This is a genomic window from Ruegeria marina (genome assembly GCF_900101475.1).
Classification (GTDB): domain Bacteria; phylum Pseudomonadota; class Alphaproteobacteria; order Rhodobacterales; family Rhodobacteraceae; genus Ruegeria_B; species Ruegeria_B marina.
In genome coordinates, this window is the sequence record NZ_FMZV01000015.1 from 1 (window position 1) to 24,032 (window position 24,032).

The 24,032-nt window shown below is 63.6% G+C and carries 21 protein-coding genes; 9 read left to right on the forward strand and 12 right to left on the reverse strand.

Annotation, left to right across the window (positions count from 1 at the left end; all coding sequences use genetic code 11):
- The 5 genes from BLT75_RS17815 to BLT75_RS17835 all read right to left on the reverse strand — a co-directional run.
- On the reverse strand, positions 1 to 689 hold a 689-nt coding region (locus tag BLT75_RS17815; RefSeq protein ID WP_176827948.1), incomplete at its 3' end, for an acyl-CoA dehydrogenase family protein.
- Positions 690 to 797: 108 nt separating this feature from the next.
- Complete coding sequence (locus tag BLT75_RS17820) at positions 798 to 1,598, reverse strand: enoyl-CoA hydratase family protein (protein ID WP_093031197.1); 801 nt, start codon at positions 1,596 to 1,598, stop codon at positions 798 to 800.
- On the reverse strand, positions 1,588 to 2,055 hold the full coding sequence (locus tag BLT75_RS17825; RefSeq protein WP_245706573.1) for a MarR family winged helix-turn-helix transcriptional regulator: 468 nt from the start codon (positions 2,053 to 2,055) through the stop codon (positions 1,588 to 1,590). Before BLT75_RS17825 ends, BLT75_RS17820 begins: the two co-directional genes overlap by 11 nt.
- On the reverse strand, positions 2,055 to 2,810 hold the full coding sequence (locus BLT75_RS17830) for an SDR family NAD(P)-dependent oxidoreductase (protein ID WP_093034984.1): 756 nt from the start codon (positions 2,808 to 2,810) through the stop codon (positions 2,055 to 2,057). The genes BLT75_RS17825 and BLT75_RS17830 overlap by 1 nt, the downstream gene beginning before the upstream one ends.
- Positions 2,811 to 2,941: 131 nt before the next feature.
- Positions 2,942 to 3,418 carry a MarR family winged helix-turn-helix transcriptional regulator gene (locus BLT75_RS17835; RefSeq protein ID WP_093034987.1) on the reverse strand — a complete coding sequence of 159 codons (477 nt, stop codon included), beginning with the start codon at positions 3,416 to 3,418 and terminating at the stop codon, positions 2,942 to 2,944.
- A gap of 138 nt (positions 3,419 to 3,556) precedes the next feature.
- Here BLT75_RS17835 and BLT75_RS17840 point away from each other — a divergent pair, with 138 nt between their 5' ends.
- Both BLT75_RS17840 and BLT75_RS17845 read left to right on the forward strand, forming a co-directional pair.
- Positions 3,557 to 5,908, forward strand: coding sequence for an oxidoreductase (locus BLT75_RS17840; protein ID WP_093034990.1), 2,352 nt, complete (start codon positions 3,557 to 3,559; stop codon positions 5,906 to 5,908).
- 192 nt (positions 5,909 to 6,100) lie between these two features.
- Complete coding sequence (locus tag BLT75_RS17845) at positions 6,101 to 6,787, forward strand: DNA alkylation repair protein (protein WP_093034993.1); 687 nt, start codon at positions 6,101 to 6,103, stop codon at positions 6,785 to 6,787.
- Here the strand turns inward: BLT75_RS17845 and BLT75_RS17850 are convergent.
- Positions 6,775 to 7,212 (reverse strand): hypothetical protein, encoded by a 438-nt coding sequence (locus BLT75_RS17850; RefSeq protein WP_093034996.1) that lies wholly within the window; start codon positions 7,210 to 7,212, stop codon positions 6,775 to 6,777. The genes BLT75_RS17845 and BLT75_RS17850 overlap by 13 nt on opposite strands.
- Positions 7,213 to 7,304: 92 nt before the next feature.
- Between BLT75_RS17850 and moaA the strand changes: the two genes are divergently transcribed.
- The 3 genes from moaA to BLT75_RS17865 are packed head-to-tail and all read left to right on the forward strand — an operon-like array spanning position 7,305 to position 10,656.
- The gene (gene moaA / locus BLT75_RS17855; RefSeq protein ID WP_093034999.1) at positions 7,305 to 8,312 is read left to right on the forward strand and encodes a GTP 3',8-cyclase MoaA; all 1,008 of its coding nucleotides are present in this window, start codon (positions 7,305 to 7,307) and stop codon (positions 8,310 to 8,312) included.
- A gap of 2 nt (positions 8,313 to 8,314) precedes the next feature.
- Positions 8,315 to 9,613, forward strand: coding sequence for a 3-deoxy-D-manno-octulosonic acid transferase (locus BLT75_RS17860; RefSeq protein ID WP_093035002.1), 1,299 nt, complete (start codon positions 8,315 to 8,317; stop codon positions 9,611 to 9,613).
- Positions 9,613 to 10,656, forward strand: a complete 1,044-nt coding sequence (locus tag BLT75_RS17865; RefSeq protein WP_093035005.1) for a glycosyltransferase family 4 protein — start codon at positions 9,613 to 9,615, stop codon at positions 10,654 to 10,656. The genes BLT75_RS17860 and BLT75_RS17865 overlap by 1 nt, the downstream gene beginning before the upstream one ends.
- An 89-nt stretch (positions 10,657 to 10,745) precedes the next feature.
- Here the strand turns inward: BLT75_RS17865 and BLT75_RS17870 are convergent, their stop codons facing one another.
- From BLT75_RS17870 to argE, 5 genes are all read right to left on the reverse strand, one after another.
- On the reverse strand, positions 10,746 to 11,909 hold the full coding sequence (locus tag BLT75_RS17870; RefSeq protein ID WP_093035008.1) for a M20 aminoacylase family protein: 1,164 nt from the start codon (positions 11,907 to 11,909) through the stop codon (positions 10,746 to 10,748).
- 20 nt (positions 11,910 to 11,929) lie between these two features.
- Positions 11,930 to 13,105 carry a M20 aminoacylase family protein gene (locus BLT75_RS17875; protein ID WP_093035011.1) on the reverse strand — a complete coding sequence of 392 codons (1,176 nt, stop codon included), beginning with the start codon at positions 13,103 to 13,105 and terminating at the stop codon, positions 11,930 to 11,932.
- Positions 13,106 to 13,118: 13 nt separating this feature from the next.
- Positions 13,119 to 14,282 (reverse strand): M20 aminoacylase family protein, encoded by a 1,164-nt coding sequence (locus BLT75_RS17880; RefSeq protein WP_093035014.1) that lies wholly within the window; start codon positions 14,280 to 14,282, stop codon positions 13,119 to 13,121.
- Between the two features lie 28 nt (positions 14,283 to 14,310).
- Positions 14,311 to 15,477, reverse strand: a complete 1,167-nt coding sequence (locus tag BLT75_RS17885) for a M20 aminoacylase family protein (protein WP_093035017.1) — start codon at positions 15,475 to 15,477, stop codon at positions 14,311 to 14,313.
- A 117-nt stretch (positions 15,478 to 15,594) separates the two neighbouring features.
- Positions 15,595 to 16,761, reverse strand: coding sequence for an acetylornithine deacetylase (gene argE / locus BLT75_RS17890; RefSeq protein ID WP_093035020.1), 1,167 nt, complete (start codon positions 16,759 to 16,761; stop codon positions 15,595 to 15,597).
- A 174-nt stretch (positions 16,762 to 16,935) separates the two neighbouring features.
- Here argE and BLT75_RS17895 point away from each other — a divergent pair, with 174 nt between their 5' ends.
- On the forward strand, positions 16,936 to 17,997 hold the full coding sequence (locus BLT75_RS17895) for a hypothetical protein (RefSeq protein ID WP_093035023.1): 1,062 nt from the start codon (positions 16,936 to 16,938) through the stop codon (positions 17,995 to 17,997).
- A gap of 10 nt (positions 17,998 to 18,007) precedes the next feature.
- Here the strand turns inward: BLT75_RS17895 and BLT75_RS17900 are convergent, their stop codons facing one another.
- Positions 18,008 to 19,828, reverse strand: coding sequence for an ABC transporter ATP-binding protein (locus tag BLT75_RS17900; RefSeq protein WP_093035026.1), 1,821 nt, complete (start codon positions 19,826 to 19,828; stop codon positions 18,008 to 18,010).
- 284 nt (positions 19,829 to 20,112) lie between these two features.
- Here BLT75_RS17900 and BLT75_RS17905 point away from each other — a divergent pair, with 284 nt between their 5' ends.
- From BLT75_RS17905 to BLT75_RS17915, 3 genes are all read left to right on the forward strand, one after another.
- Positions 20,113 to 21,819 carry a peptide ABC transporter substrate-binding protein gene (locus BLT75_RS17905; protein WP_093035028.1) on the forward strand — a complete coding sequence of 569 codons (1,707 nt, stop codon included), beginning with the start codon at positions 20,113 to 20,115 and terminating at the stop codon, positions 21,817 to 21,819.
- 95 nt (positions 21,820 to 21,914) lie between these two features.
- A complete protein-coding gene (locus BLT75_RS17910) occupies positions 21,915 to 22,922 on the forward strand; it encodes an ABC transporter permease (protein ID WP_093035031.1) in 1,008 nt (335 codons plus the stop codon).
- Entirely contained in the window at positions 22,915 to 23,826 is a 912-nt protein-coding gene (locus tag BLT75_RS17915; protein ID WP_093035034.1) for an ABC transporter permease, read from the forward strand. The genes BLT75_RS17910 and BLT75_RS17915 overlap by 8 nt, the downstream gene beginning before the upstream one ends.
- Positions 23,827 to 24,032 lie beyond the last annotated feature (206 nt).

Genomic DNA, 24,032 nt, shown 5'->3' on the forward strand with positions numbered 1-24,032 from the left:
AACCCCGCCCCTGGCGCGCCCAGCAGCGCCGCGCGCGGCACCCGCACATCCGAAAACCTCAGCCGCGCCAGCGGATGCGGCGCCATCACCTCCAGCCGCTCGGCCACCTCGAACCCCGGCAGCCCCGCCGGCAGCACGAAAGCGCTCAGCCCTTTCGCCCCCGGCCCCTCGCCGGTGCGCGCAAACAGCGTGTAGACATCGGCGATCCCCCCGTTCGAGATCCAGGTCTTCTCGCCGTTCAGCACATACCCGTCGCCATCGACCGTGGCGGTCATGGTGGAATTGGCCACGTCCGAGCCCGATTGCGGCTCGGTCAGCGCAAAGGCGGCAATCGCCCGGCCGCTGCGCGTCAGCGGCAGCCACTCGGCCTGCTGCGCCGGCGTCCCGAAAAGCGAGATCGCCCCGGTCCCCAGCCCCTGCATGGCAAAGGCGAAATCCGCCAGCCCGTCATGGCGCGCCAGGATCTCGCGGCTCAGGCACAGGCTGCGCACATCCAGCCGCTCGCCCGCCGCCGCGCCCGTGGCCTGCAACCAGCCGCCCGCGCCCAGCTCCGCCACCAGCCTGCGGCAGGCCGCGTCCACATCGCCGTGATCCACCCGCAGCCCGGCGCACCAGGCCTCCAGCCCGGCGGCGCGGGCGCGATGGCCCTCCTCGAAAAACGGCCAGCTCAGGAAACTCCGGTCCGCCATCTCTCTCCTCCCCGCCCCTGCTTCTTTCTGGTCCCAAATACTCCGGGCTGCCATCGGTGCGCCATCGGTCCGAGCGACAATGGCGACGGGCAGCGCCCCGGCCCGGCCTCAGTCGCCCATGAACACCGGCGTCTCGCGCGCCACGAACGCATGATAGGCCCGGTGGAAATCCTGGCCCTGCATGCAGATCGCCTGTGCCTGCGCCTCGGCCTCGATCGCCTGCTCAAGCGACATCGACCATTCCTGCGCCAGCATCGTCTTGGTCATCATGTTGGCAAAGGCCGGCCCCGCCGCGATCCGGCCCGCCATCTCCCCGGCCTGCGCCAGCAGTTCCGCCTGCGGCACCACCCGGTTGAAGAACCCCCAGGACAGCCCCTCCTCGGCGCCCAGCGACCGGCCCAGATAGAGCAGTTCCGCCGCCCGCCCCTGACCGACGATCCGCGGCAGCATCGCGCAGGCGCCCATGTCGCAGCCCGCCAGCCCCACCCGGTTGAACAGGAAGGCCACCTTCGCCTCCGGCGTCGCGATCCGCAGGTCCGAGGCCATCGCGATGATCGCCCCGGCCCCCGCGCAGACCCCGTCAACCGCCGCGATCACCGGCTTGCCGCAGCCCACCATCGCCTTGACCAGGTCCCCCGTCATCCGGGTAAAGGCCAGCAGCTCCTTCATGTTCATCCGCGTCAGCGGCCCGATGATGTCATGCACATCCCCGCCCGAGCTGAAATTGCCCCCGTTGGGCGCAAAGATCACCGCCCGGACATCATCCTCGTACTGCAGCGCCCGGAACCAGTCGCGCAACTCGGCATAGCTGGCGAAGGTCAGCGGGTTCTTGCGCTCGGGCCGGTCCAGCGAAACCGTCGCCACCCCCTCCTCGATCCGGCACAGAAAATGTTCGGGCTCAAACCGCATCGCGACCCTCCTTCAGAATGCGTGTCAAATGATCCGTCATCGCCGCAGCCTCCTCACGCCCCAGCGCTCCAAGAAGCTCGCCGACCCAGACCTCATGCGCCGAGGCCTGGCGGACGAACTCTTCTTCACCCTTGCGCGTCAGCCGAACAAGGCTGGCCCGCCGGTCCCCCGGAACCGCCTCGCGCTGCGCGATCCCGTCCTCGACAAGACGATCCACGATCCCCGTGACATTGCCGTTCGACACCCGCAGAAGTTCGGAAATCTGGCTCATCTTCAGACCCTCTCGATGCCGGCTGAGCGCCGCCATCACGTCAAACCGTGGCAGCGTCGAACCGAATTCCGACCGGAGCCGTTCCCGCAACTCCGCCTCGATGCCCCGCGTCACCTTCAGCAGCCGCAACCACAACCGCAACCGCGATTTCCCATCGCCGGATCCCGTCCCTCCAGGTGACACCATCATACCTCTCCACCTGACAACGCCAGTACATGCCCGTTCACGGAACGCGCCGCGCCGGAACACAGCCACAGCGCGGCTCCGGCGACTTCGTCGGTCTGAACAAATCGCCTTTGCGGATTGTGGCTGCACAGCGATTGCCTCGCCTCTTGCGGAGTCATCCCGGTCTTGTCGACGATGGTCGCCACCGACCGATCAAGAAGAGGCGTCTCGACAAAACCGGGGCAGATGGCGTTCACCGTGATCCCGCTGGCGGCAAGTTCGAGCGCCAGCGCGCGTGTCAGTCCCACCACCCCGTGCTTGGCGGCACAATAGGCCGAAACGTAAGGATATCCCTTGAGCCCTGCCGTCGATGCGATTGCAATCAGCCGCCCCGCGCCCCGCGCCTGCATATCGGCCAGACACGCCTGCCAAAGATGGAACACCCCTCCCAGATTGACTGCGATCGCGGCCTGAAGATCCGCCGCCCCCATGCGAGCGAAGGGCTTGGTCGGCGCGGCACCGGCATTGGCGATTGCCACATCCACCGGACCGAAAGCCGCGCGGCAGGCCGAAATCGCGGCTTGAACCGCGGCCTCGTCAGTCACGTCGCAGGAAATTCCGAAGCCGCCGATTTCGTCTGAAACCATTTTCAGCGGCTCGGGGCGACGCCCAAGGATCGAAACGCGGGCGCCCGCTTGCGCGAACAGAACCGCCAATTCCTTGCCGACACCTGATCCGCCGCCGGAAATAACGACATGTTTTCCGCCGATATCCACCCTGACCTCCCTGCTTCCGTCGATCCTAAGTTGACCGCAAAATTAATTTCAAGAGGAAATATTTTAAACTGAAAATTTATTTTGCCGCCCAAACCTGCAAAATTGCCCCGATCGGGGACAGTCCCTGCACGTCATCTTTTTTTGCGGGCCGGTATCGGAATGGCCACACGATCCGCCATCACCGCGGCACAGCCGCGCTGAAGACGTTTGAGAATCGTGAGAAGCGAGGCGATCTCGACCTGTTCCAGCCCCTCGAACAATTTCTGCCGCACGGCATGCACATCTTCCGTACAAGCCTCCAGCTTGACCCGGCCGGCGTCGCACAGCGACACCCTGGAGAACCGACGGTCATCCTCCATCTGCTCTTTCGAGACCAGCCCCCTCTCGAGCATGCGGTCCACCAGTCGGCTGGTGGCGGTGCGCTCGATCACCGCCAGCGTCGCCAGATCGCAAATCGAGAGGGCGCCTTGATCCGCCAGACATTGAAGCAGCCGCCACTCGACCAGCTTCAGCCCATGCGGTCGCAGAACGGCATTCATCATCTCGCGGATCTGCATGTTGAGCACCGAGAGGTGAAACTCTGGCGGGTCCTGATTTTCGATCCCCATGATGCGCCCTCTTTTGCGTCAGTTTCCCAAGCGGTTCCAGATCGAGAGAAACTTTATGCTTAAACTAATTCACATTATGTGTTATTGCACACATACAGGAAATCCCGACTCGCGAAAAGTCGCAACGGAGAAGTGACCATGAAGATCAGCGTTATCGGCGGCGGCCCCGGCGGGCTTTATATGGCGCTGCTGACCAAAAAAGCGCGGCCCGATTGGGACATCGAGGTCTACGAGCGCAACCGGGCCGACGATACATTCGGGTTCGGCGTGGTGTTCTCGGATGAAACGCTGGACGAGTTTCTCAGCCGCGACAAACCGGTCTTTGAACGGATACGGGACGAATTCGCCTACTGGGACGACATCGCCATCCACTTCAAGGGTCAGGAAATGCGCTGCGCCGGCAACGGGTTTTGCGGCACCTCGCGCCAGACCCTGCTGACCATCCTGCAAGATCGTTGCAGCGAACTGGGTGTCAGGATGCATTTCGGCGTCGAAATCGACGCAGCCAATCTCAAGGTCCAGTTCGCAGATTCGGATGTCATCGTCGCAAGCGACGGAATCAACTCGGCGATCCGGGCAGCGAACACCGAAGGGTTCCGCCCCTCGACCGTCTGGAAATCGAACCGGTTCTGCTGGATGGGATCGACACGTCCGATGGACGAGTTCAACTATTTCTTCCGCGAAACCGAACACGGCCGGATGGTGGCGCATTGCTACCAGTACGAAAAGGACCACTCCACCTGGGTCTTCGAAATGGACGAGGAAACCTGGCAGGGCCACGGGTTCCGGGAATTCGACGAAGAGGATTCCAAGGCCAAGCTGGAGGCGATCTTTGCCGAGGAACTTCAAGGCCATCCGCTGCTTCTGAACCGGTCGAACTGGCGCAACTTCCCGCGTATCTTCTGCGAGAACTGGTACACCGGCAATATCGTCATCCTTGGCGATGCAAAGGCCAGCGCCCACTTTTCCATCGGCTCGGGCACCAAACTGGCCATGGAATGCGCCATCGCCCTTTCGGACGCGCTGCTCGCCCATGCCGAAACCGATGTTCAGGCCGCGTTCCGCGCCTATGACGCCGCACGCCGTACCCCCTGCCAGGTCATCCAGCACAATGCCGACGTATCCCTGGCCTGGTTCGAGCACATGAACCGGTCCTGGGACATGGACCCCTACCAGTTCGCAATGGTGGTGATGTGCCGGGCAAAGTCGATTACCTACGACAACCTGATCATCCGCGACCCGAGCTTTGTCGAAAAGGTCGACAGCGAATGGTACGAGCGTCATTTCCGCGAAACCGGTGAGGACCTGCGCAAGAGCCGCCCGACGCCGATGTTCTCATCGTTCAGGCTGCGCGACATGGTGCTGCCCAACCGTGTGGTGATGTCGCCGATGGCGCAGTACTCGGCCGACGAGGACGGAAACCTGACCGACTGGCACAAGGTGCATTACTGCAGTCACGCCACCGGCGGCATGGGGCTTTTGTTCTGCGAAATGACCTGCCCTTCGCCCGACGCGCGGATCTCGCTGGGGTGCCCCGGCATGTGGACCGACGCACACGAGGCGCAGTGGAAGGAAATCGTGGATTTCGTGCACACGCATTCCGATGCGCGGATCGCCATGCAACTCGGGCATTCCGGTCGCAAGGGAGCCACCCAGCTTGGCTGGGAGAGCCCGGACGTGCCGATTGCCGATCCGGCCAGGCGCTGGCCGCTGATGTCGGCCTCGGCCCTGCCGTGGGAACCGGGCGTGTCAGAGACCCCGCGCGAGATGACCCGCGCCGACATGGACCGGGTGCGCGATGATTTCGTTCAGGCCGCGCAGCGCGCCGCCCGCGCCGGCTTCGACTTGCTGGAACTGCATTGCGCGCACGGCTATCTGCTGGCGTCTTTCCTGTCGCCCCTGACCAACAGGCGGACCGACGACTATGGCGGCCCCGTGGAAAACCGCCTGCGTTTTCCCCTTGAGGTATTCGCGGCGATGCGCGCGGTCTGGCCCGCCGAACGCCCGATGTCCGTGCGCGTCTCTGGATCCGACTGGAAGGAGGGTGGTCTGAGCGAGGCCGACCTGTTCACGATCTCCGAAGCCTTCGCTGCGGCGGGGTGCGACCTGATCGACGTCTCTGCCGGCCAGACTGTCCCCGATCAGGAGCCGGTCTACGGGCGCATGTTCCAGACTCACCTGGCCGAGGCGGTGCGCAATGTGCCCGGCATCGCCACCATGGCGGTCGGCGCCATCACCGAACCCGCGCAGGTCAACACCATCCTGCATACCCGCCGGGCCGATCTGGTTGCTTTGGGACGTCCGCACATGTGGAACCCCTATTTCACGCATCAGGCGGCCGCATGGTACGGTGCTGTCAACAAGCGCGCCTGGCCCCGGCAGTACGAAAGCGGCGCCGCCCAGGCCTTCCGGGAGGCCGAAAAGACCCGTGAGCGGATGCTGGAACTGCAACGAAAGGCCAAACCCGGACGCCACGTCCGCACCGACTGACCGGCGGACCCGGATCAATGCGCGATCCGGGGCAGCACCACGGCAGGACAATGACAAAAGGGGAGAGGGCGCACAGCCCGATCTCCTTCGTCGCTAGTCTGTCCCGTTGAATTCCCGTGGCCCCGACGCCGATATCCGGATCGATTTTCCAAGCGGCATGCTCTATGGAGCTTCGCAAGAAGGAACCTCCTGATGCACGCCACCTATCTCGAACAGATCACCGCGCAGTCCGACCCGACACGCGCCGTCGAAATGGCCGCCTACCACAAGGCGCCGCGCCGATATCTGGGCGTTGCCAACCCGGTCCTGAACGATCTGACAAAAGTCTGGCGACAATCGCTGGATCTCCCCTCCCGCGTCAACCTGGCCGATGCTCTCTGGCAGACCGACATTCACGAGGCGCGCCTGGCTGCCGCGAAACTCCTCACTCAGGCGCGCATCCGCCCGGATGGCGCGGTCTGGGCGCTGCTGACCAGTTGGCTGCCGGATCTCGATGCCTGGGCGGTGTCCGACCATGTGGCCATGGCGATGCAGAAACGCCTGGTTGCCGATCCCGCACGACTGGACGAGGTAGAGACATGGACGCGCTCCGATCACATGTGGACCCGGCGCGCGGCACTGGTCGCCACCTTGCCCTGGGCCAAGATGAACAACCCCAAGCCCGCCGATACGGCCGCCCGCGACCGAATCCTGGGCTGGGCCGCCGGATACGTGCCCGAGCGCGACTGGTTCATGCAAAAGGTCATCGCGTGGTGGCTGCGCGACCATTCCAAGCACGACCCCGATGCCGTGCGCGCCTTTCTGGCCGAACATGGCGCCGCGATGAAGCCCTTTGCCCGCAAGGAAGCGGGTAAATATCTGAAGGGTCAGTTGGAATAGACGTCCAGTTCCACCAGTTGATCTATGGGCGCCAGAAGGGCTCGCATCGCCTCCAGAGACAGTCGGCTGCCGGCCCCCGGATCGCCAGCGACAGGGATCAGCGTGACATTTGCCATTGCTCCGGTCTTGCGCAGGACAACACGTCCGTTACGCTCCTGACTGACCAGAGAGGTCTCCATCCAGCGCCCGGGCACGGTCGGATCACCCAGCCCGGCAATCGTCTGGCGCGCACCGTCCCAGCCAGGCTGGAAATCTGCGGCCGCCTCTACGGGCTCCGGGGCGGCTTCAGGCTCCGCCTGTGTCCCGGATTCGGGCGTTTCGGCCTGCACCACCGGCTCGGATCGGCTGAACAGTTTGTCGGTGGTCGACCGCACCCGGTCACAGCCGGCCACAAGGATCAGGGAAATCAGCAGTATGTACCTCATGTCTTCACCCTAACCGCGGGCAGAGGTGACTCGCCAGCCCCAACCCACAAGGACACTTGTCGCAAGCGCCTTGCCGCTTTACCTATGTGCACATGACAGCTCCGCTTATCGACCCCTTCGCGCGCGCGATCACCTACCTGCGCGTTTCCGTGACCGACCGTTGCGATTTCCGCTGCGTCTATTGCATGTCGGAAAACATGACCTTTCTGCCCAAGAAAGACCTGCTGACACTGGAAGAGCTGGACCGAATGTGCTCGACCTTTGTCCGGATGGGGGTGGAAAAGCTGCGCATAACCGGCGGCGAACCTCTGGTGCGCCGCGACATAATGACCTTTTTCAACGGCATGACCCGCCATCTGGAAAGCGGCGCGCTCAGGGAATTGACGCTGACCACCAATGGCTCGCAGCTGGAACGCTTTGCCGACCAGCTTTTTGCAGCCGGCGTGCGGCGGGTGAACGTGTCCCTTGATACGCTGGACGACCAGAAATTTGCCGACATCACCCGCTGGGGCCGGCTGCCCCAGGTCCTGCGCGGCATTGACGCGGCCCAGCGCGCAGGGCTGCGCATCAAGATCAACGCCGTCGCGCTCAAGGGCTTCAACGAGGAAGAGCTTCCCCGTATCACCGAATGGTGCGCCGAGCGCGGCATGGATCTGACCTGGATCGAGGTCATGCCGATGGGCGACATCGGGAATGAAAACCGTCTGGGCCAATACTGGTCGCTCAAGGATGTGCGGGCCGAGTACGAAAAACATTATCGCGTCTCCGATCTTGCGGAACGTACGGGCGGGCCGGCGCGTTATGTCCGGCTGGAAGAGACCGGGCAGAAGATCGGCTTCATCACACCGCTCAGCCATAATTTCTGCGAAAGCTGCAACCGGGTCCGGCTGACCTGCACGGGCGAGCTCTACATGTGCCTTGGCCAGGAGGACATGGCCGATCTGCGCAAGCCGCTGCGCGATCATCCGGAGAGCGAAAAGCCGCTCGAGGATGCCATTCGCGCCGCCATCGGCCTGAAGCCCAAGGGGCACGATTTCGACTATTCCCGCCAGACGGTCGACGGCCGGATGTCGCGCCATATGAGTCATACGGGCGGCTGACGATGTCCGCCCCCGGCCCGTCGCCGACCTTCCTCTACCATGCCTACCGCGCCGCATCTGCGGCGCTTCTGCCTTTTGCATGGGCCGCGGTCCAAAAGAAGCTCAGGCGCGCCAACGTCCCGCTGGAACGTCAGCACGAACGGCTTGGACACGCCAGTCTGCCGCGCCCCCCCGGCCAGCTGGTATGGTTCCATGCCGCCAGCGTCGGTGAAAGCCTATCGGTTCTTCGGCTGATCACCCGGCTGGGAGAGCATCTGCCGAACCTGGAATTCCTGATCACGTCGGGGACACCGACCTCTGCCGAGCTGATCGCCCGCCGGATGCCCCCCCGCTGCAGGCACCAGTTCGCCCCCATCGACGGAGGGGGGCCAGTCGCACGCTTCTACCGCCACTGGCGCCCGGATGCCGGGGTTTTTGTCGAAAGCGAGCTTTGGCCCCGCATGATCGTCGAGGGCGAAAACGCAGGCGTTCCGCTCGCCCTGCTCAACGCGCGCCTGTCCGACAAATCGGTGCGCAACTGGCAGCGGTTTCCGGCAACCGCCCGTTTCCTTCTGGGACGGTTCCGCCTGTTTCTGACGCAGAACCGCCAGACGGCCGACAACCTGATCGCGATGGGGGCGGACCCGGAACGGGTGATGCCGGGCACCAACCTCAAGGCCATGGCAGGCCCGCTCCCGGTGGACCAGGCCACGCTGACCGATCTGCGCACCCAGTGCGCCGGTCGCCCGGTCTGGGTCGCAAGCTCGACCCATCCCGGCGAGGAAGAGGTGGTTCTGGCGGCGCACCGGTCACTTCTCGTCACCCATCCCGACCTTCTTCTCCTGTTGATCCCCCGTCATCCCGACCGGGGGGAAGCGGTATCCGCGCTGATCACCCGCGCCGGGCTCAGTTGCGCACGACGCACCGCCCACCAGCGGATCGACCCGTCGACCCAAGTCTATCTCGCCGATACCCTTGGTGAAACCGGCACCTGGTATTTCTTTTGCCCTCTGGTGTTCCTGGGCGGCTCGCTCCTGCCGATAGGCGGGCACAACCCGTTCGAACCGGCCCAGGCCGGCGCCGCCGTGATCACCGGACCGGGGTATTTCAACTTTGCCGAAACCTACAGGCCGCTTATCGCCGCCGGCGGCGCGATCGAGGTTTCGGATGCCGAAACACTGGCACATGCCGTGCGTGGCTGGATCGAAAATCCAGACGCCCTTGCCGCCGCAAGAGACGAGGCCCGGAAACTGGTGGCCGCGCAGGAGGCGGCGCTCGATCAGGTGATCGACACGCTCGCACGGCATCTGGACCTGGCCTGATGCCCGAGCTTTTCGTCACCAATTTCAACCGCAATTTCACCGGCGTCTCGGCCACCGCCGCCAATGTCGTTCGCCAGCAGGTCAGGACCCATGACATGGCCCTGGTGGGCCATCCCCTGCCCGGCTGCCCCGAGCCGATTTCGGCCCGCGCCGCCCGCGCCATGTCCCGCAGCGCCCCGGCCGGCAAACCCTTTGCCATCTGGCACGTGCGCCGCAATCCCGAAATGCAGACGGCGATCTGGGCGCGCGACGTGCTGCGCCTGCCGATCCGCATCGTTTTCACCTCCGCCGCGATCCGCCGGCATTCGGCCTTTCCACGCTGGCTGATCAGCCGGATGGACGCGGTGATCGCCACATCGGGCGAAGCCGCGCGCTTCGTCCCCAACGTCCGCGCCGTGGTGCCGCATGGGGTCGACACCGACCTGTTCCACCCGTCGGAAAACCGTGCCGCCGCCTGGACCGCACTCGGCTATGGCGGAGCGCTTGGCATCGCGACAATCGGGCGCGTCCGGCCGGAGAAGGGTACCGATCTCTTTGTCGAGGCAATGCTTCGCCTGCTGCCCGATCTGCCCGGCGCCGTGGCGCTTGTCGTGGGACGCGCCACCAGGGAACACCACAAGTTCGACCTTGATCTCAAGGACAAGGTGCAGCGCGCCGGCATGATCGACCGTATCCGGTTCATCAACGAGGTTCCGGCACAGCGGTTGCCGGGCCTGATGCGGGCGCTTTCGCTGGTGGTGCAACTGCCCCGTTACGAAGGCTACGGGATGGTCCCGCTCGAAGCGATGGCCTCGGGCGTTCCTTTCGTCGGATCGGATACTGGCTATTTCAGGGAATTCTCGGCGCAGGGAAGTACCGGCCTCGTGGTCCCGCGCGAAGCCGCTGCCCAGGGTGCGGATGCTGCGCGCACCCTGCTGGCCGACCCGGCGCGATACGCCGCTTGCGCAGCCGCCGCCCGCGATCTTGCAATGTCGGATTTCAGCGCCGCGCGCGAAGCCTCCGGCATCGAAACGGTCTATCAGCAGCTCTGGGCAGAGGGCTGACTGCTGCTTCTTTCTGGTCCGAAATACTCTCGGGGGTGAATTGGCGCGCAGGGCCAAGAGGGGGCAGACGCCCCCTCCCCTCCGCCCGATCAGGCGGCAGGCATCCTCTGTTCGACAATCCCCGCCCACCAGCTGCATCCCGCAGGGATCGCCTCGTCGTTGAAGTTGTATTCGGGGTGATGGACCATCGCCGTGTCGCCATTGCCCACAAGGATATAGGCTCCGGGGCGCTCCTCGAGCATGTAGGCGAAATCCTCGCCCCCCATGACCAGCGCCGCCTCGTCGCAAGACCCCGACACGTCGCGCGCCACCTTGGCGGCGAATTCGGTCTGTTCCTCGGAATTCACCATCACCGGATAACCCCGGATATAGCGGATATCGGCGGTACCACCAAAGGTGGTGGCGATGCCCGAACAGATCTCGTGAATGCGTTTCTCGGCCAGGTCCCGCATCGCCTTCGACATGGTGCGCACCGTGCCCTTGATCTGCACCCGCTGCGGGATCACGTTGAACGCCTTCGACGAGGTCTCGAACGAAGTGACCGAGACCACCACCTGGTCGACCGGGTCGGCGTTGCGGCTGGCGATGGTCTGCAGCGCCAGCACCGCCTGGGCGGTCATCACCGTGGTATCGACCGTCTCATGCGGCTTGGCCGCATGGCCGCCGCGCCCTTCGAAGGTGATGTCGAACTGGTCGGTGGCCGCGAAGAAGGCACCGGGCCGGATCGCGAAGCGGCCCACAGGGACGCCGGGCCAGTTATGCATGCCGTAAACCTCCTGGATGTTCCAGCGGTCCATCATGCCATCCTCGCACATCTCGCGCCCCCCGCCGCCGCCCTCTTCGGCAGGCTGGAAGATCACCACCACGGTGCCGTCGAAATTGCGGGTCTCGGACAGGTACTTGGCGGCGCCCAAAAGCATCGCGGTATGGCCGTCATGGCCGCAGGCATGCATGGCATTGGGCGTCTTCGAAGCATAGCCGAGCCCGGTCTGCTCATGGATCGGCAGCGCGTCCATATCGGCACGCAGGCCTATCACCTTGCCCTTGCTGTCGCTCTTGCCCCTGATGACACCGACAACACCGGTGCGGCCGATACCGGTCACCACCTCGTCACAGCCGAACTCTTGCAGCTTTTGTGCAACCAGCGCGCTGGTGCGGTGGGTTTCGAACAGGATTTCCGGATTTTCATGGATATCCCGCCGCCATTCGGTGATTTCAGCCTGCAATTCTGCAAAACGGTTCTTGACTGGCATTGGTACGTTTCCTCTTTCTCTTACTTTGCTGCAACGATCGGCATGCGGGTTTCCGCCAACGTGGCGAACCAGCTGCATCCGGCGGGAATCGCCGCGTCGTTGAATTCATAGGCGGGGTGATGCAGGTCGGCGCTGTCGCCATTGCCGATGAAGACAAAGGCCCCCGGACGCTCCGCCAGCATGTCGGCGAAATCCTCGCCCCCCATGACCGCGTCGATATCCGTTCGGATGCGCCCGGCCACAGCCTGCGCCGCAGCGGCTGCATGTTCGGTCTCGGCTGGCGGATTGATCGTTGCGGGCACCAGCGCCATGTAGTTCAGGTCCGCGCGTGCCCCATGCGCCTCGGCGGTGGCACGGGCCACCGCCTCGATCCGGCTGCGGATCAGGTCCTGCACCTCCGGGTGCAGATAGCGCACGGTGCCCTTGATCAGCGCCTCGTCCGCGATCACGTTATGCGCATCGCTGTCGGTGCGCAGCGAGCAGACCGACAGGACCGCCGGCTTCAGCGGATCGACATTGCGCGCCACCACCTGTTGCAAGGCGACGGTCAGTTGTGCGGCCGCAAGGGTCGCGTCCACCGTCAGATGCGGCATCGCCCCGTGCCCGCCCCGGCCTTTCACCCTGATCTCGAAGAAATCCGTCGCCGCCATCAGGGGGCCTTCGCGCAGGGCGAATTCGCCCACCGGCAGGCCCGGCCAGTTGTGCATGCCATAGACTTCCTGGACGCCGTACCGGTCCATCACGCCATCGGCCAGCATTGCCTTGGCGCCGCCGCCGCCCTCTTCGGCGGGCTGGAACAGCAGCACCACCGTACCGTCGAAATTGCGCGTCTCGCACAGGTACTGCGCCGCGCCCAGCAGCATGGCCGTATGTCCGTCATGGCCGCAGGCATGCATTTTGCCCGCATGGGTCGAGGCATGCGGCAGCCCGGTCGCCTCGGCGATCGGCAGCGCATCCATATCGGCGCGAAAGGCCACGACCCGGCCCGAGCCGGTATCGCGGCCGTGAATGACGCCCACGACCCCGGTTTGCCCGACGCCGGTTTCCACGCTGTCGCAGCCAAACGCCCGCAACCGGTCGGCCACCAGCGCCGAGGTGCGGTGTTCCTCAAACCGGATCTCGGGATGGGCATGAATATCACGCCGCCATTGGGCGATCTGGTCCTGCAACTCGGCAAACCTGTTCTTGACGGGCATCAGCAGTCTCCCCCTAAGCCGCCGGCATCCGGCGTTCGACCATCTCCGCGAACCAGGAACAACCGGCTGGGATGATCTCGTCGTTGAAATTGTATTCCGGGTGATGCAACCCGGCACTCGGCCCATTGCCGATCATGATGAAGGCGCCCGGACGCGCCTCGAGCATGAAGGAGAAATCCTCTCCCCCCATGACCATGGCAGCCTCACCACAGCCGCCAGACACCAGTTCGGCCACCTCGGCGGCATGGCGGGTCTGTTCCTCGGCATTTACCGTCACCGGAACGCCCCGCTCGTAGTTGACCTCGGCCTTGCCGCCGAATGTTGCCGCAATTCCCTGCACCACTGCGACCAGGCGTTTCTCGAGCAGGTCACGCATCTCGCCCGAATGGGTGCGGACCGTACCCCGCAGAGTGGCTGCCTGCGGGATCACATTGAACGCCTTCGACGAGGTTTCGACCGAAGTGACAGACAGCACGGCCTGAAGCACCGGATCGGTGTTGCGCGACACCACCGTTTGCAGCGCCACGATCGTCTGCGACAGCATCACCGTTGTATCGACAGTATCGTGCGGCTTGGCCGCATGGCCGCCGCGCCCTTCGAGATGGATCTCGAACGTATCGGCAGCAGCCAGCAGCGGACCGGGCCGGATCTTGAACTTCCCGGCGGCCAGACCGGGATTGTTATGCATGGCATAGACCTCCTGCACCCCGAACCGATCCATCAGCCCGTCCTTCACCATCGCCTCGGCGCCGTTGCCGCCCTCTTCGGCGGGCTGGAAGATCACCACCGCAGTGCCATCGAAATTCCGGGTTTCGGCCAGGTATTTTGCTGCTCCCAGTAGCATCGCGGTATGACCGTCATGACCGCAGGCATGCATCGCGCCCGGAATGGCAGAGGCATAGTCGAGCCCGGTCTGTTCCTGCATCGGCAACGCGTCCATGTCGGCGCGCAGGCCCACGACCCGCCCCGCCGTGTCGGTCTTGCCCCGGATAACCCCGACGACGCCGGTGCGGCCGATGCCGGTCACAACCTCGTCGCAACCGAAATCGCGCAGCTTGTCCGCAACCATGGCCGAGGTCCGGTGCGTTTCATACAGGATTTCCGGATGCCTGTGGATATCGCGCCGCCATTCGGTAATTTCGGCGTGCATCTCGGCAAGGCGGTTCTTGATCGGCATCCTGGTCCTTCCTGTCCATTTGGCCCGCTCAGGCGGCGGGCATGCGTCGTTCGACGATTTCTGCAAACCAGCTGCATCCCAGCGGAATAGCCTCGTCGTCGAAGACATAGGCGGGGTGATGGCATTGCGCGGTATCCCCGTTGCCAAGGAAGATATACGCTCCGGGCCGTTGTTCCAGCATATAGGAGAAATCTTCGCTGGGCATGATCGGAGGCGCATCATCATCGACATTCCCGGATACGGCACGGGCGGCATCCACCGCGTGTCGCGTCTCGGCCTCCGAGTTCACCGTAACCGGATAACCCGGCGTCCAGTTCACCGTGGCGGTCGCACCATAGGCGCTGGCGATATCGGTCGCGACCCGGCGGACCCGGTCTTCGGCGATGGCGCGATATTCCTTGTCCAGCGTGCGAACCGTCCCCGTCATCCGCGCGGTATGCGGGATGATGTTCGAGGCATCGCTGTCCGTCTCGAACGTGCCCACGGTCAGCACCACGGATTTCAGGGGGTCGACGTTGCGCGACACGATCGAATGCAGCGAGACCACGATCTGCGCGGCGACAAGAGTGGTGTCGATCGCGTCGTGCGGCGAGGCCGCGTGACCGCCCTTGCCCGTGACCACGATCTCGAATTCATCTGACGAGGCCATGAGCGCACCGGGGCGAATGGCGAACTGGCCGACCGGAACGCCCGGCGCGTTGTGCATGCCATAGACCTCCTGAATGCCCCAGCGGTCCATCAGCCCGTCCTCGCACATGGCCTTGCCCCCGGCGCCGCCCTCTTCGGCCGGCTGAAAGATCAGCACGACGGTGCCGTCAAAGTTTCGGGTCTCGGCCAGATACTTGGCTGCCCCCAACAGCATCGCGGTGTGGCCGTCATGGCCGCAGGCGTGCATCTTGCCCGGAACGGTCGAAGCGTAGTCAAGCCCCGTGATCTCGGTGATCGGGAGCGCATCCATATCGGCCCTCAGGCCGATCACGCGGCCCTTGGAGTCGCTCTTGCCCTTGATCGTCGCCACAACGCCAGTACGACCGATGCCGGTGGTAATGTCGTCGACGCCGAACTCCTTGAGGCGCTCGACGACATAGGCCGCGGTTTCCTGCACATCATACATCAGTTCGGGATGCGCATGCAGGTGGCGGCGCCAGCCGGTGATTTCCGGGTGAAGATCGGCCAAACGGTTCTTGATGGGCATTCTCGCTACTCCTTGCAACTCATGTTCGGGGCCGCCGGCAAAACGTGCCGCAATGCCCCCCGACGATTTTTCCGGAACCCGCGATATCGGGCAATTGCGTTCCGAAACCCATCCGCATCATGCCACCAAGCGCTCGATCAACCTCCGCATGAAGGCATGACCGGCTTCGAATTGCGCCACGGTGATGAACTCATTGGCCTGATGCGCCTGGGCAATGTCCCCCGGCCCGCAGACCACCGCGGAATATCCCGCTTGCTGGAACTGGCCGGCTTCGGTGCCGTAGCTGACGACATGACTGCCGTTGTCACCCGTGAGCGCACGCACCAGTGCCTCGGCCTCGCCTTCTGTCTCTGGCCGCAAGCCAGGCACACCGAACCGGGTATCGACGTCGATACGCGTTTCGGGATGGATGGTCTGCATGGCCTGTTCCACCTCGGCAATGCGCCCCAGGATACGCTGGCGCCACAGGTCGTGCGGTTGATCGGGCACCGCACGGAACCCCAGATCGAAGCGGCACTGCCGCGCCGTGATGTTCTGCGCGGTGCCGCCCTCGATCATCCCCGTGTGCAGGGTCGTGAACGGCGGATCGAACATCGCCGCCATCTCGGAAGGAGCGCGCGCGGCTTCCGTCTCGTTGACCTCGTTCGCCCATTGGATCAGACGCGCCGCCTCCATCACCGCGCTCACGCCTGTGTGCATGATCGAACTGTGCACCTCGTGGCCCCAGACCTCGATCGCGAAGGTTTGCCCGCCCTTGTGCCCGGTCACTGTCTGCATCATCGACGGTTCACCCACGATCACGGCGCTGCCCTTGGGCAGCACTTTCTGCATTTCGACGATCATCGGTGGCGCACCGGTGCAGCCCAGTTCCTCGTCGAAACTCAGCGCCAGTTGCAGCGGACGCCGCAACCCGCGGTGGTGTCCCTCGACCAGTGCCCAGATCGCCAGCGCATCGAAACCTTTCATGTCGCACGTGCCACGGCCGAAATATTTCCCGTCGCGCTCGACAACGGTGAACGGGTCGCTGTCCCAGTCCTGCCCGTCGACCGGCACCACATCCGAATGGCCCGACAGCACCACGGCGCCTTCGACGCGGGGACCGGCATGCGCCATCAGCGCGGCCTTGTGCGGCTGGTCCGGGTCGATCCAGCGATGCACTTCGATCCCATGGCCTTCGAGATAGTCCTGAAGCCAGTGCACCAGCGGCAGGTTCGTATCCCGGCTGACCGTCGGGAAGGAAACCAGCCGGTCGAGGATGTCCCGGGCAGACAGGCAGTCGGTCATGGAAGCTCCCTTCATTGTCTGCCTCCAGGCTAGCGGCATCCGGCAGCGATGCACATAGAGAAAGGTCGCCGACAGGCCGGAATTTCGCGTTCCGGGCGAGTTGTGGTATCCTGTTTCCAGTATCGGCGCGCCTTTTGCGGCTCCCACAGTCGTTTTCACATAAGGATTGGCACCATGGCAATCGACCTCGGCATTACCTATGAAGACGTCCGCAACGCCCTGAAGGATGAAAGCATCCGCAAGCTGATCGGACTGAAGATGGGGGCAGCGGACCCTCAGACAGGTTTTCGCGCCATGCTTCCCGACATCACCATCGACCCCGCGCCGGCGACGCCGAGCCCAAGCCGCACGATAACCTGGAACATGAACATGCTCGTCTCGGTGTCGGAGGAAGGGACGCGCAAGAAATTCCAACGCATTGTCGGCGCCCTGCTCCGGGCCGCCAATGGCCTGGGCGGGCTTGTGGCCACGGGCACCGGACTTGTGCCGGCCGATGCCGAGGCGGCGGTCAATATCGCGATCAACACCGTCGGCGACATCGACGACATCCTCGACGAAACCCAGGTCGACCGTTCGCTGTCCATCGACCAGCTCAAGGTCGCCCTGCGCAACCGGCAAGGCCGCACCGTGACGCTCAAGGCGCGGATTGCGATCGACGCGCGATGGGCGACGGATGATCCGACTTCGTCCGACAACAAGGCCTGGATCGAGATCGAACGCCTGAAGATCGGCACCGGGGCAACCTTCCATGCCAACCCTCCCACCTACGATGTCGACGACTGGGACCCTACCGTGTCGTTCCCGACGGGAACGCATTCCGGCCGTTCCTTCCTGAATTCCGGCGGGCGCCGGGACCGGGTCGGGGCGATGATGACCCAGAACAGCACCAACCCCGCCAGTTGGCTGTTGGAGGCAGAGGCGCCGATCGACCGCGATCAGACGACGGTGAATGCGTTTGCCACGGTCAGCGCGCTGACCTGGTCGGATACGGTCATCGTCGAGGTCAAGCACATCATCCTGGAGCTGGAGGTGGACGAGAGCCCGACCGATACCGAAACCGCGATGCAGGACGCAGAGCGCGCCATATCGCGGTTCGAGGAACTGGCCGCACAGCTTCGCGCTTTCCAGGAGGCGTCGCCGACATTGGAAATCCGGGACATGTACCGAGGTCAGTTGACCAGCGTCGAGGGCCAGATCGCTGCCTTGAGAGAGTACCTGGGCGGGCTTCGCCGATAAGAGCCCGGCGTCAATACCCGCTATCCGTCGTCAAGACATAATGCCCCGGCTCTACCTCGTCATAGCGCGAGGGCTCGGGCTGGTAGCCAATCGGATGGATCGGCGACGGGATCGGTTTGAAGTTCAGGTCCTTTTCCGACTTGCGCATTCTGGGATCGGCGATGGGAACCGCCTTCATCAGCGCCTGCGTATAGGGGTGCTGCGGGTTTTCAAAAACGCGCGCACGCGGCCCCAGCTCGACGATACGACCCAGGTACATCACGCCCACATGATGGCTGACCCGCTCGACCACAGCCATGTCATGACTGATGAACAGGTAGCTGAGGCCCAGATCGGCCTGCAATTCCATCATCAGGTTCAGCACCTGCGCCTGCACCGACACATCGAGCGCCGAGACCGCCTCGTCCGCGACGATCAGCTTGGGGTTCAGCGCCAGCGCACGGGCGATGGCGATCCGCTGCCGCTGACCGCCCGACATCTCGTGCGGGTAACGGCGCATGAAGCTGCGCGGCAGCTGGACCCGGTCGAACAGCGACGCGACCCGGTCCACCAGTTCCGACCCCGAGGCCACGCCGTAGTTGCGCATCGGCTCCGCCACCTGCTCCAGCAACTGCATCTGCGGGTTCAGCGACGCAAAGGGATCCTGAAAGATCATCTGCATGTCGAGCCGCGCCTTGCGCAGGCCCGACTGGTCGAGCTTCACCACATCGACGCCGTCCAGGTTGATCTCACCCGCCATGGGCTCGACCAGGCGCAGGATCGAACGGCCGGCCGACGACTTGCCACATCCGGATTCCCCCACGAGGCTGAGGGTCTGGCCCTTGTTGAGCGTGAAGGAAACGTCCTCGACCGCGTGCACATTCGCGATTGTCCGGCGAAAGAACCCGCCCTTGACCGGAAACCGGGTCGTCAGCCCCTTGACCCGCAAGAGCGGCTTGTCGGTTCCGAGAATTGGCTCGATCTTCTGGTCGGCGACGCCCATCAGCTTCATCGGTTCGGGAGCCACCTTGCCGCGCATTTCGCCCAGCTTCGGCACCGCCGCCAGAAGCGCCTTGGTGTATTCGTGCCGCGGGTTCTCGAAGATCTCCTCGACCGTTCCTTCCTCTACCTTGTTGCCACGGAACATGACCACGACGCGATCAGCCATCTGGGCGACCACCGCCATGTCATGGGTGATGAACATGACCGCCGTTCCGGTCTCGCGCTTGAGCCGGTCCATCAGCGCCAGGATTTCGGCCTGGATCGTCACGTCGAGCGCCGTCGTGGGTTCGTCGGCGATCAGCAGACGCGGGCGGCAGGCCATCGCCATGGCGATCACCACGCGTTGCCGCATCCCCCCTGACAACTCGTGCGGGTATTGCTTCAACCGGCGTTCGGGTTCTGGGATGCGCACTTCGCGCAACAGCTCCAATGCCCGTTTCTCGGCCGCGGACTGGCTCAGGCCGCGATGCACGCGGAGCCCTTCGGTCAATTGCCGGCCAACCGTGAACACCGGGTTCAGCGCAGTCATCGGCTCCTGAAAGATCATGCCGATCTCGTTGCCGCGAATATCCCGCATCAAATCCTGATTTGCCTTGGCCAGATCCAGCTCACCGCCATTCCGACGGTCGAACAGCAACTGACCGCCGGCAATCTCGCCGCCACCGAATTCGACCAGACGCATCAGAGACAACGAGGAAACGGACTTGCCCGATCCCGATTCGCCAACGATGCAGACCGTTTCGCCCGGACGCACCTCGAAGGAAACATCCTCGACACCCACGACCGGGCCATCCTTGGTCTGGAACTCGACTCTGAGCTTCTTGATCTGGGCAATAGGCTGATCCAGCACGCGCGCGCTCCCCTAGGTCGCCTTTGGTATTGTTAGCCGAACGCTAAGGCGGGCGCCGGGTGAGAGTCAAACGCATTGGCTCTTTTCCCGACGGCAAGGCTTGCAATTTTTCAAAACTCTGTTTCGATACGCCTTGTAACCGCTTGGAGGGGCTTCTGGAACTTTCGCGTAGCGCGAATGATTTCAGGAATTGATTTCAACAACTTGCCCTACCAACGGCAACACCAGAACCGCAGCAAATGCGGGAAAATCATGACACATCCGTGTCCAACAAGGAGTGTAAAATGAAACTCAAGACCCTTCTCATGGGGGCGATCGCCTGCACCGCAATGGCCCCGGCAGCCTTTGCAGAGCGCGGTAAGGACGGCAATGTCAGCATCATCTACTGGCAGGCTCCTTCGATCCTGAACCCCTTCCTGTCCGGCGGCACCAAGGACGTCGAGTCCTCGTCCCTGATTATCGAACCGCTGGCCCGCTACGACGAAAACGGCGGAATGGTTCCTTTTCTGGCGACCGAAATCCCGACCGTCGCAAACGGCGGCGTCAGCGAGGATCTGACCACGATCACCTGGAAAATCGCACCCGGCATCAAGTGGTCGGACGGCAGCGCCTTTACCGCGCATGACGTCAAGTTCACTGCCGATTACTGCATGCATCCCGAGGGCGGCTGCGCGCAGCTGACCAAGTTCGAAGGCGTCACCTCGGTCGAAGTGATCGACGACCTGACCGTCAAGGTGACCTTCGACAAGCCGACCCCGTTCCCCTATGGCCCGTTTGTCGGCGGTGAAAGCCCGATCATCCAGAAAGCCCAGTTCGAGAACTGCATGGGCGCCAAGGCCCCGGAATGCACCGAGCAGAACTTTGGCCCGATCGGCACCGGCCCGTTTGTCGTTACCGAGTTCAAGCCGAACGACGTGATCACGATGAAGGCCAACGAGAACTATCGTGACCCGAACAAGCCGGCCTTTGCCACGCTGACCTTCAAGGGCGGCGGCGATGCGACCGCTGCGGGCCGCGCGGTCATGGAAACCGGCGAGTTCGACTATGCCTGGAACCTCCAGCTGGCCCCCGAAGTGATCCAGCAGATGCAGGCAGGCGGCAAGGGCACCCCGATCGCAGGCTTCGGCCCGCTGGTCGAGCGTATCATGCTGAACCAGACCAACCCCTCGCCCGACCTGCCCGAAGGCGAGCGTTCGACAGCCAAGCATCCGCATCCGTTCCTGAAGGACCCGGCCGTCTACAAGGCGATGTCTATGGCCATCGACCGGCCGCTGCTGGTGGAAATCGGCTATGGCCAGGCCGGCCAGGTCACCTGCAACTGGGTGCCGGCACCTGCCGCGGTGAACTCGGATACCTTCAAGTGCGACACCCAGGACATCGAAGGCGCCAAGAAGCTGCTGGATGATGCCGGGATCGTCGACACCGACGGCGACGGCATCCGCGAAAAGGACGGCGTGCCGCTGAAAGTCGTGTACCAGACCTCGACCAACGCGGTTCGTCAGGACTTCCAGGCGCTGATCAAGGAATGGTGGGCGGAAATCGGTATCGAATCCGAACTGCGCAACATCAACGCATCGGTCTTCTTCGGTGGTGACCCGGGTTCGCCGGATACCTTCCAGAAGTTCTATGCCGACGTCGAGATGTACGCCAACACCTTCAACGGCACCGACCCGCAGTCCTACCTGGCCAACCTGCTGTGCGACAAGGCGCCCAAGCCGGAAAGCCAGTGGCAGGGCGAGAACATCTCGCGCTGGTGCAGCGAAGAGTATGACGCGCTGCACGCGGAACTGACCAAGACCGCCGACGCAGCCGAGCGCGCAGCCATTGCCCGCAAGCTCAATGACATGGCCATCGAAGGCGGCGCAATGATCCCGCTGGTGCATCGTGGCCGTCTGTCCGCCCATTCGAACACGCTGGGCGGAGTCGTCCTGAACGTGTGGGACAGCGAACTGTGGAACGCGGCCGACTGGTACCGCAAGACCGGTTCCTGATCCGGTAACCAGAACAGCCGCGCCCCGGTGATGCCCGGGGCGCGGCAATCGGTATAAAACCCAACAAAAAGACTCTTAAACAAAGGCGCACCCGAATGCTGACCTTCACCATCCGTCGTCTGGTTCTGGCAATCCCGACGCTTTTGTTCATCAGTCTTGTCATATTCCTGCTTCTCGAACTGGCGCCCGGCGACCCGATGGCGCAGGTGCCTCTGACGGTGCCGCCGGAAGTGAAGGAGAAGATGCGCGAGGCGCTCGGCCTCGGCCAGCCGATGCATATCCGGTTCTGGAAATGGATCGTGCAATTCTTCTGGATCGAGCCGCAGGTGCTGATCGACCACATGTTCGGCACCACCTTTTCCGCAGGCGACCTGCGTGTGATCTCGTGGCAGACCCGCTCGCCGGTGATGGACATCGTGGTGCAGCGCATTCCCCAGACCCTGTGGGTGGTCGGCACCGCCTATGTGGTCGCCATCATCATCGCCCTGCCCATCGGCATCTACTCGGCCTATCGCCAGTACAGCTGGTTCGACCAGTTGGGCACCTTTGTCTCGATGGTGGGGTTTTCGGTGCCGCCCTTTTTCTCGGGCGTGCTGGTGATCGTGATCTTCTCGGTGCAGTTGGGCTGGTTCCCCTCGATCTATGACACGACCCTGGTGGTGAACAGCTGGGATAGCTTCGTCCAGCAGCTCAAGCAGATGGTCATGCCCGTGATGGTGCTGGCGCTGCAGATCACCGCGCAGCTGAGCCGGTTCATGCGCGCCTCCATGCTCGACAACCTCAACCAGGACTATGTGCGCACGGCCCGCGCCAAGGGCCTCAGCGAATATGTCGTCGTGATGGTGCATGTGCTGCGCAACTCGATGATCCCGGTTGTCACCGTCATCGCGCTTGGCATTCCGTCGATCTTCGGCGGAGCCATCATCACCGAACAGGTGTTCAAGGTGAACGGTATCGGCCAGCTGCTGATCGGCGCGTTGCAGGCCAACGACCTGCCGATGGTTCAGACCCTGACCTTCATCTTTGCCGTACTGATCGTTCTCTTCAACCTGATCGCCGACGTCCTGTATGGCATCCTCGACCCCCGGATCCGCTATGACTGAGTTGAGCCAACCGCAACCGACCAAACCGCCGCGCAGCCAGTGGCTGGACGTGTGGGAGCAGTTCCGCCAGCACAAGGGCGCGATGATGGGGGCGACGCTCTTCATCCTGATCGTGGCAACAGTATATCTGGGCCCCTACCTGTGGGACATCGACCCGACCAAGACGGCGATCCGCGAGCGGAACCAGGGGCCCAGCTGGGCGCATCCGTTCGGCACCGATCAGCTGGGCCGTGACCTGCTGGCCCGGATGATGGCGGGCGGCGCGACATCCGTTTCGGTCGGAATCACCGCGATGCTGCTGTCGCTGTTCCTCGGTTCGTTCGTCGGCGTTCTGGCCGGTTTCTTCCGCAAGCTCGACGGGCCGCTGATGCGCCTGACCGACCTGTTTCTTGCCCTGCCCCTGCTGCCGCTGCTGCTGGTCATGATGCTGCTGTTCCGTGAACCGCTGAACGCAGCCTTCGGGCTGGAACGCGGGATATTCATCCTGATCGTTTCCGCCATCGGCATCACCTCGTGGATGCCGACCGCGCGAATCGTGCGTGGGGATGTTCTGGCCCTGAAGGAGCGGGAATTCGTGCTGGCCGCCCGTTCCATCGGCACGACCAACACGCGGCTGATCACCCGGCACATCCTGCCCAACGTCCTGTCGCCGATCATGGTATCCGCGACCCTCGGCATCGCCACCGCGATCATCACCGAAAGCGCGCTCAGCTTCCTGGGGCTCGGATTTCCGCCCGATTTCCCGACCTGGGGGCGGCTGTTGCAGGACGGCACCGACTATCTGCAACAATTCCCCGAGCGTGTGATCTGGCCGGGACTTGCCATCTCGCTCACAGTGCTCAGCGTCAATTATCTTGGCGATGGCCTGCGCGACGCGCTTGATCCGCGCATTCGCGGGCGTTGAGGCAAAAAAGAACGAAAGAAAGGCCGCCCCACTTCGGGGCGGCCTTTTTGTCTTGCCAAAATACAGGGCGACGAAGGGCGTCCCGGGATATGCGGATGATCCGGAATTTCATCCCGCCAAAGGATAAAACCACACATTCATATGCACTTGATTGTTGGGATTTCCGGCTTCAATTGGAAAAAAGTTCTCCAACCGACAAGAGTCCA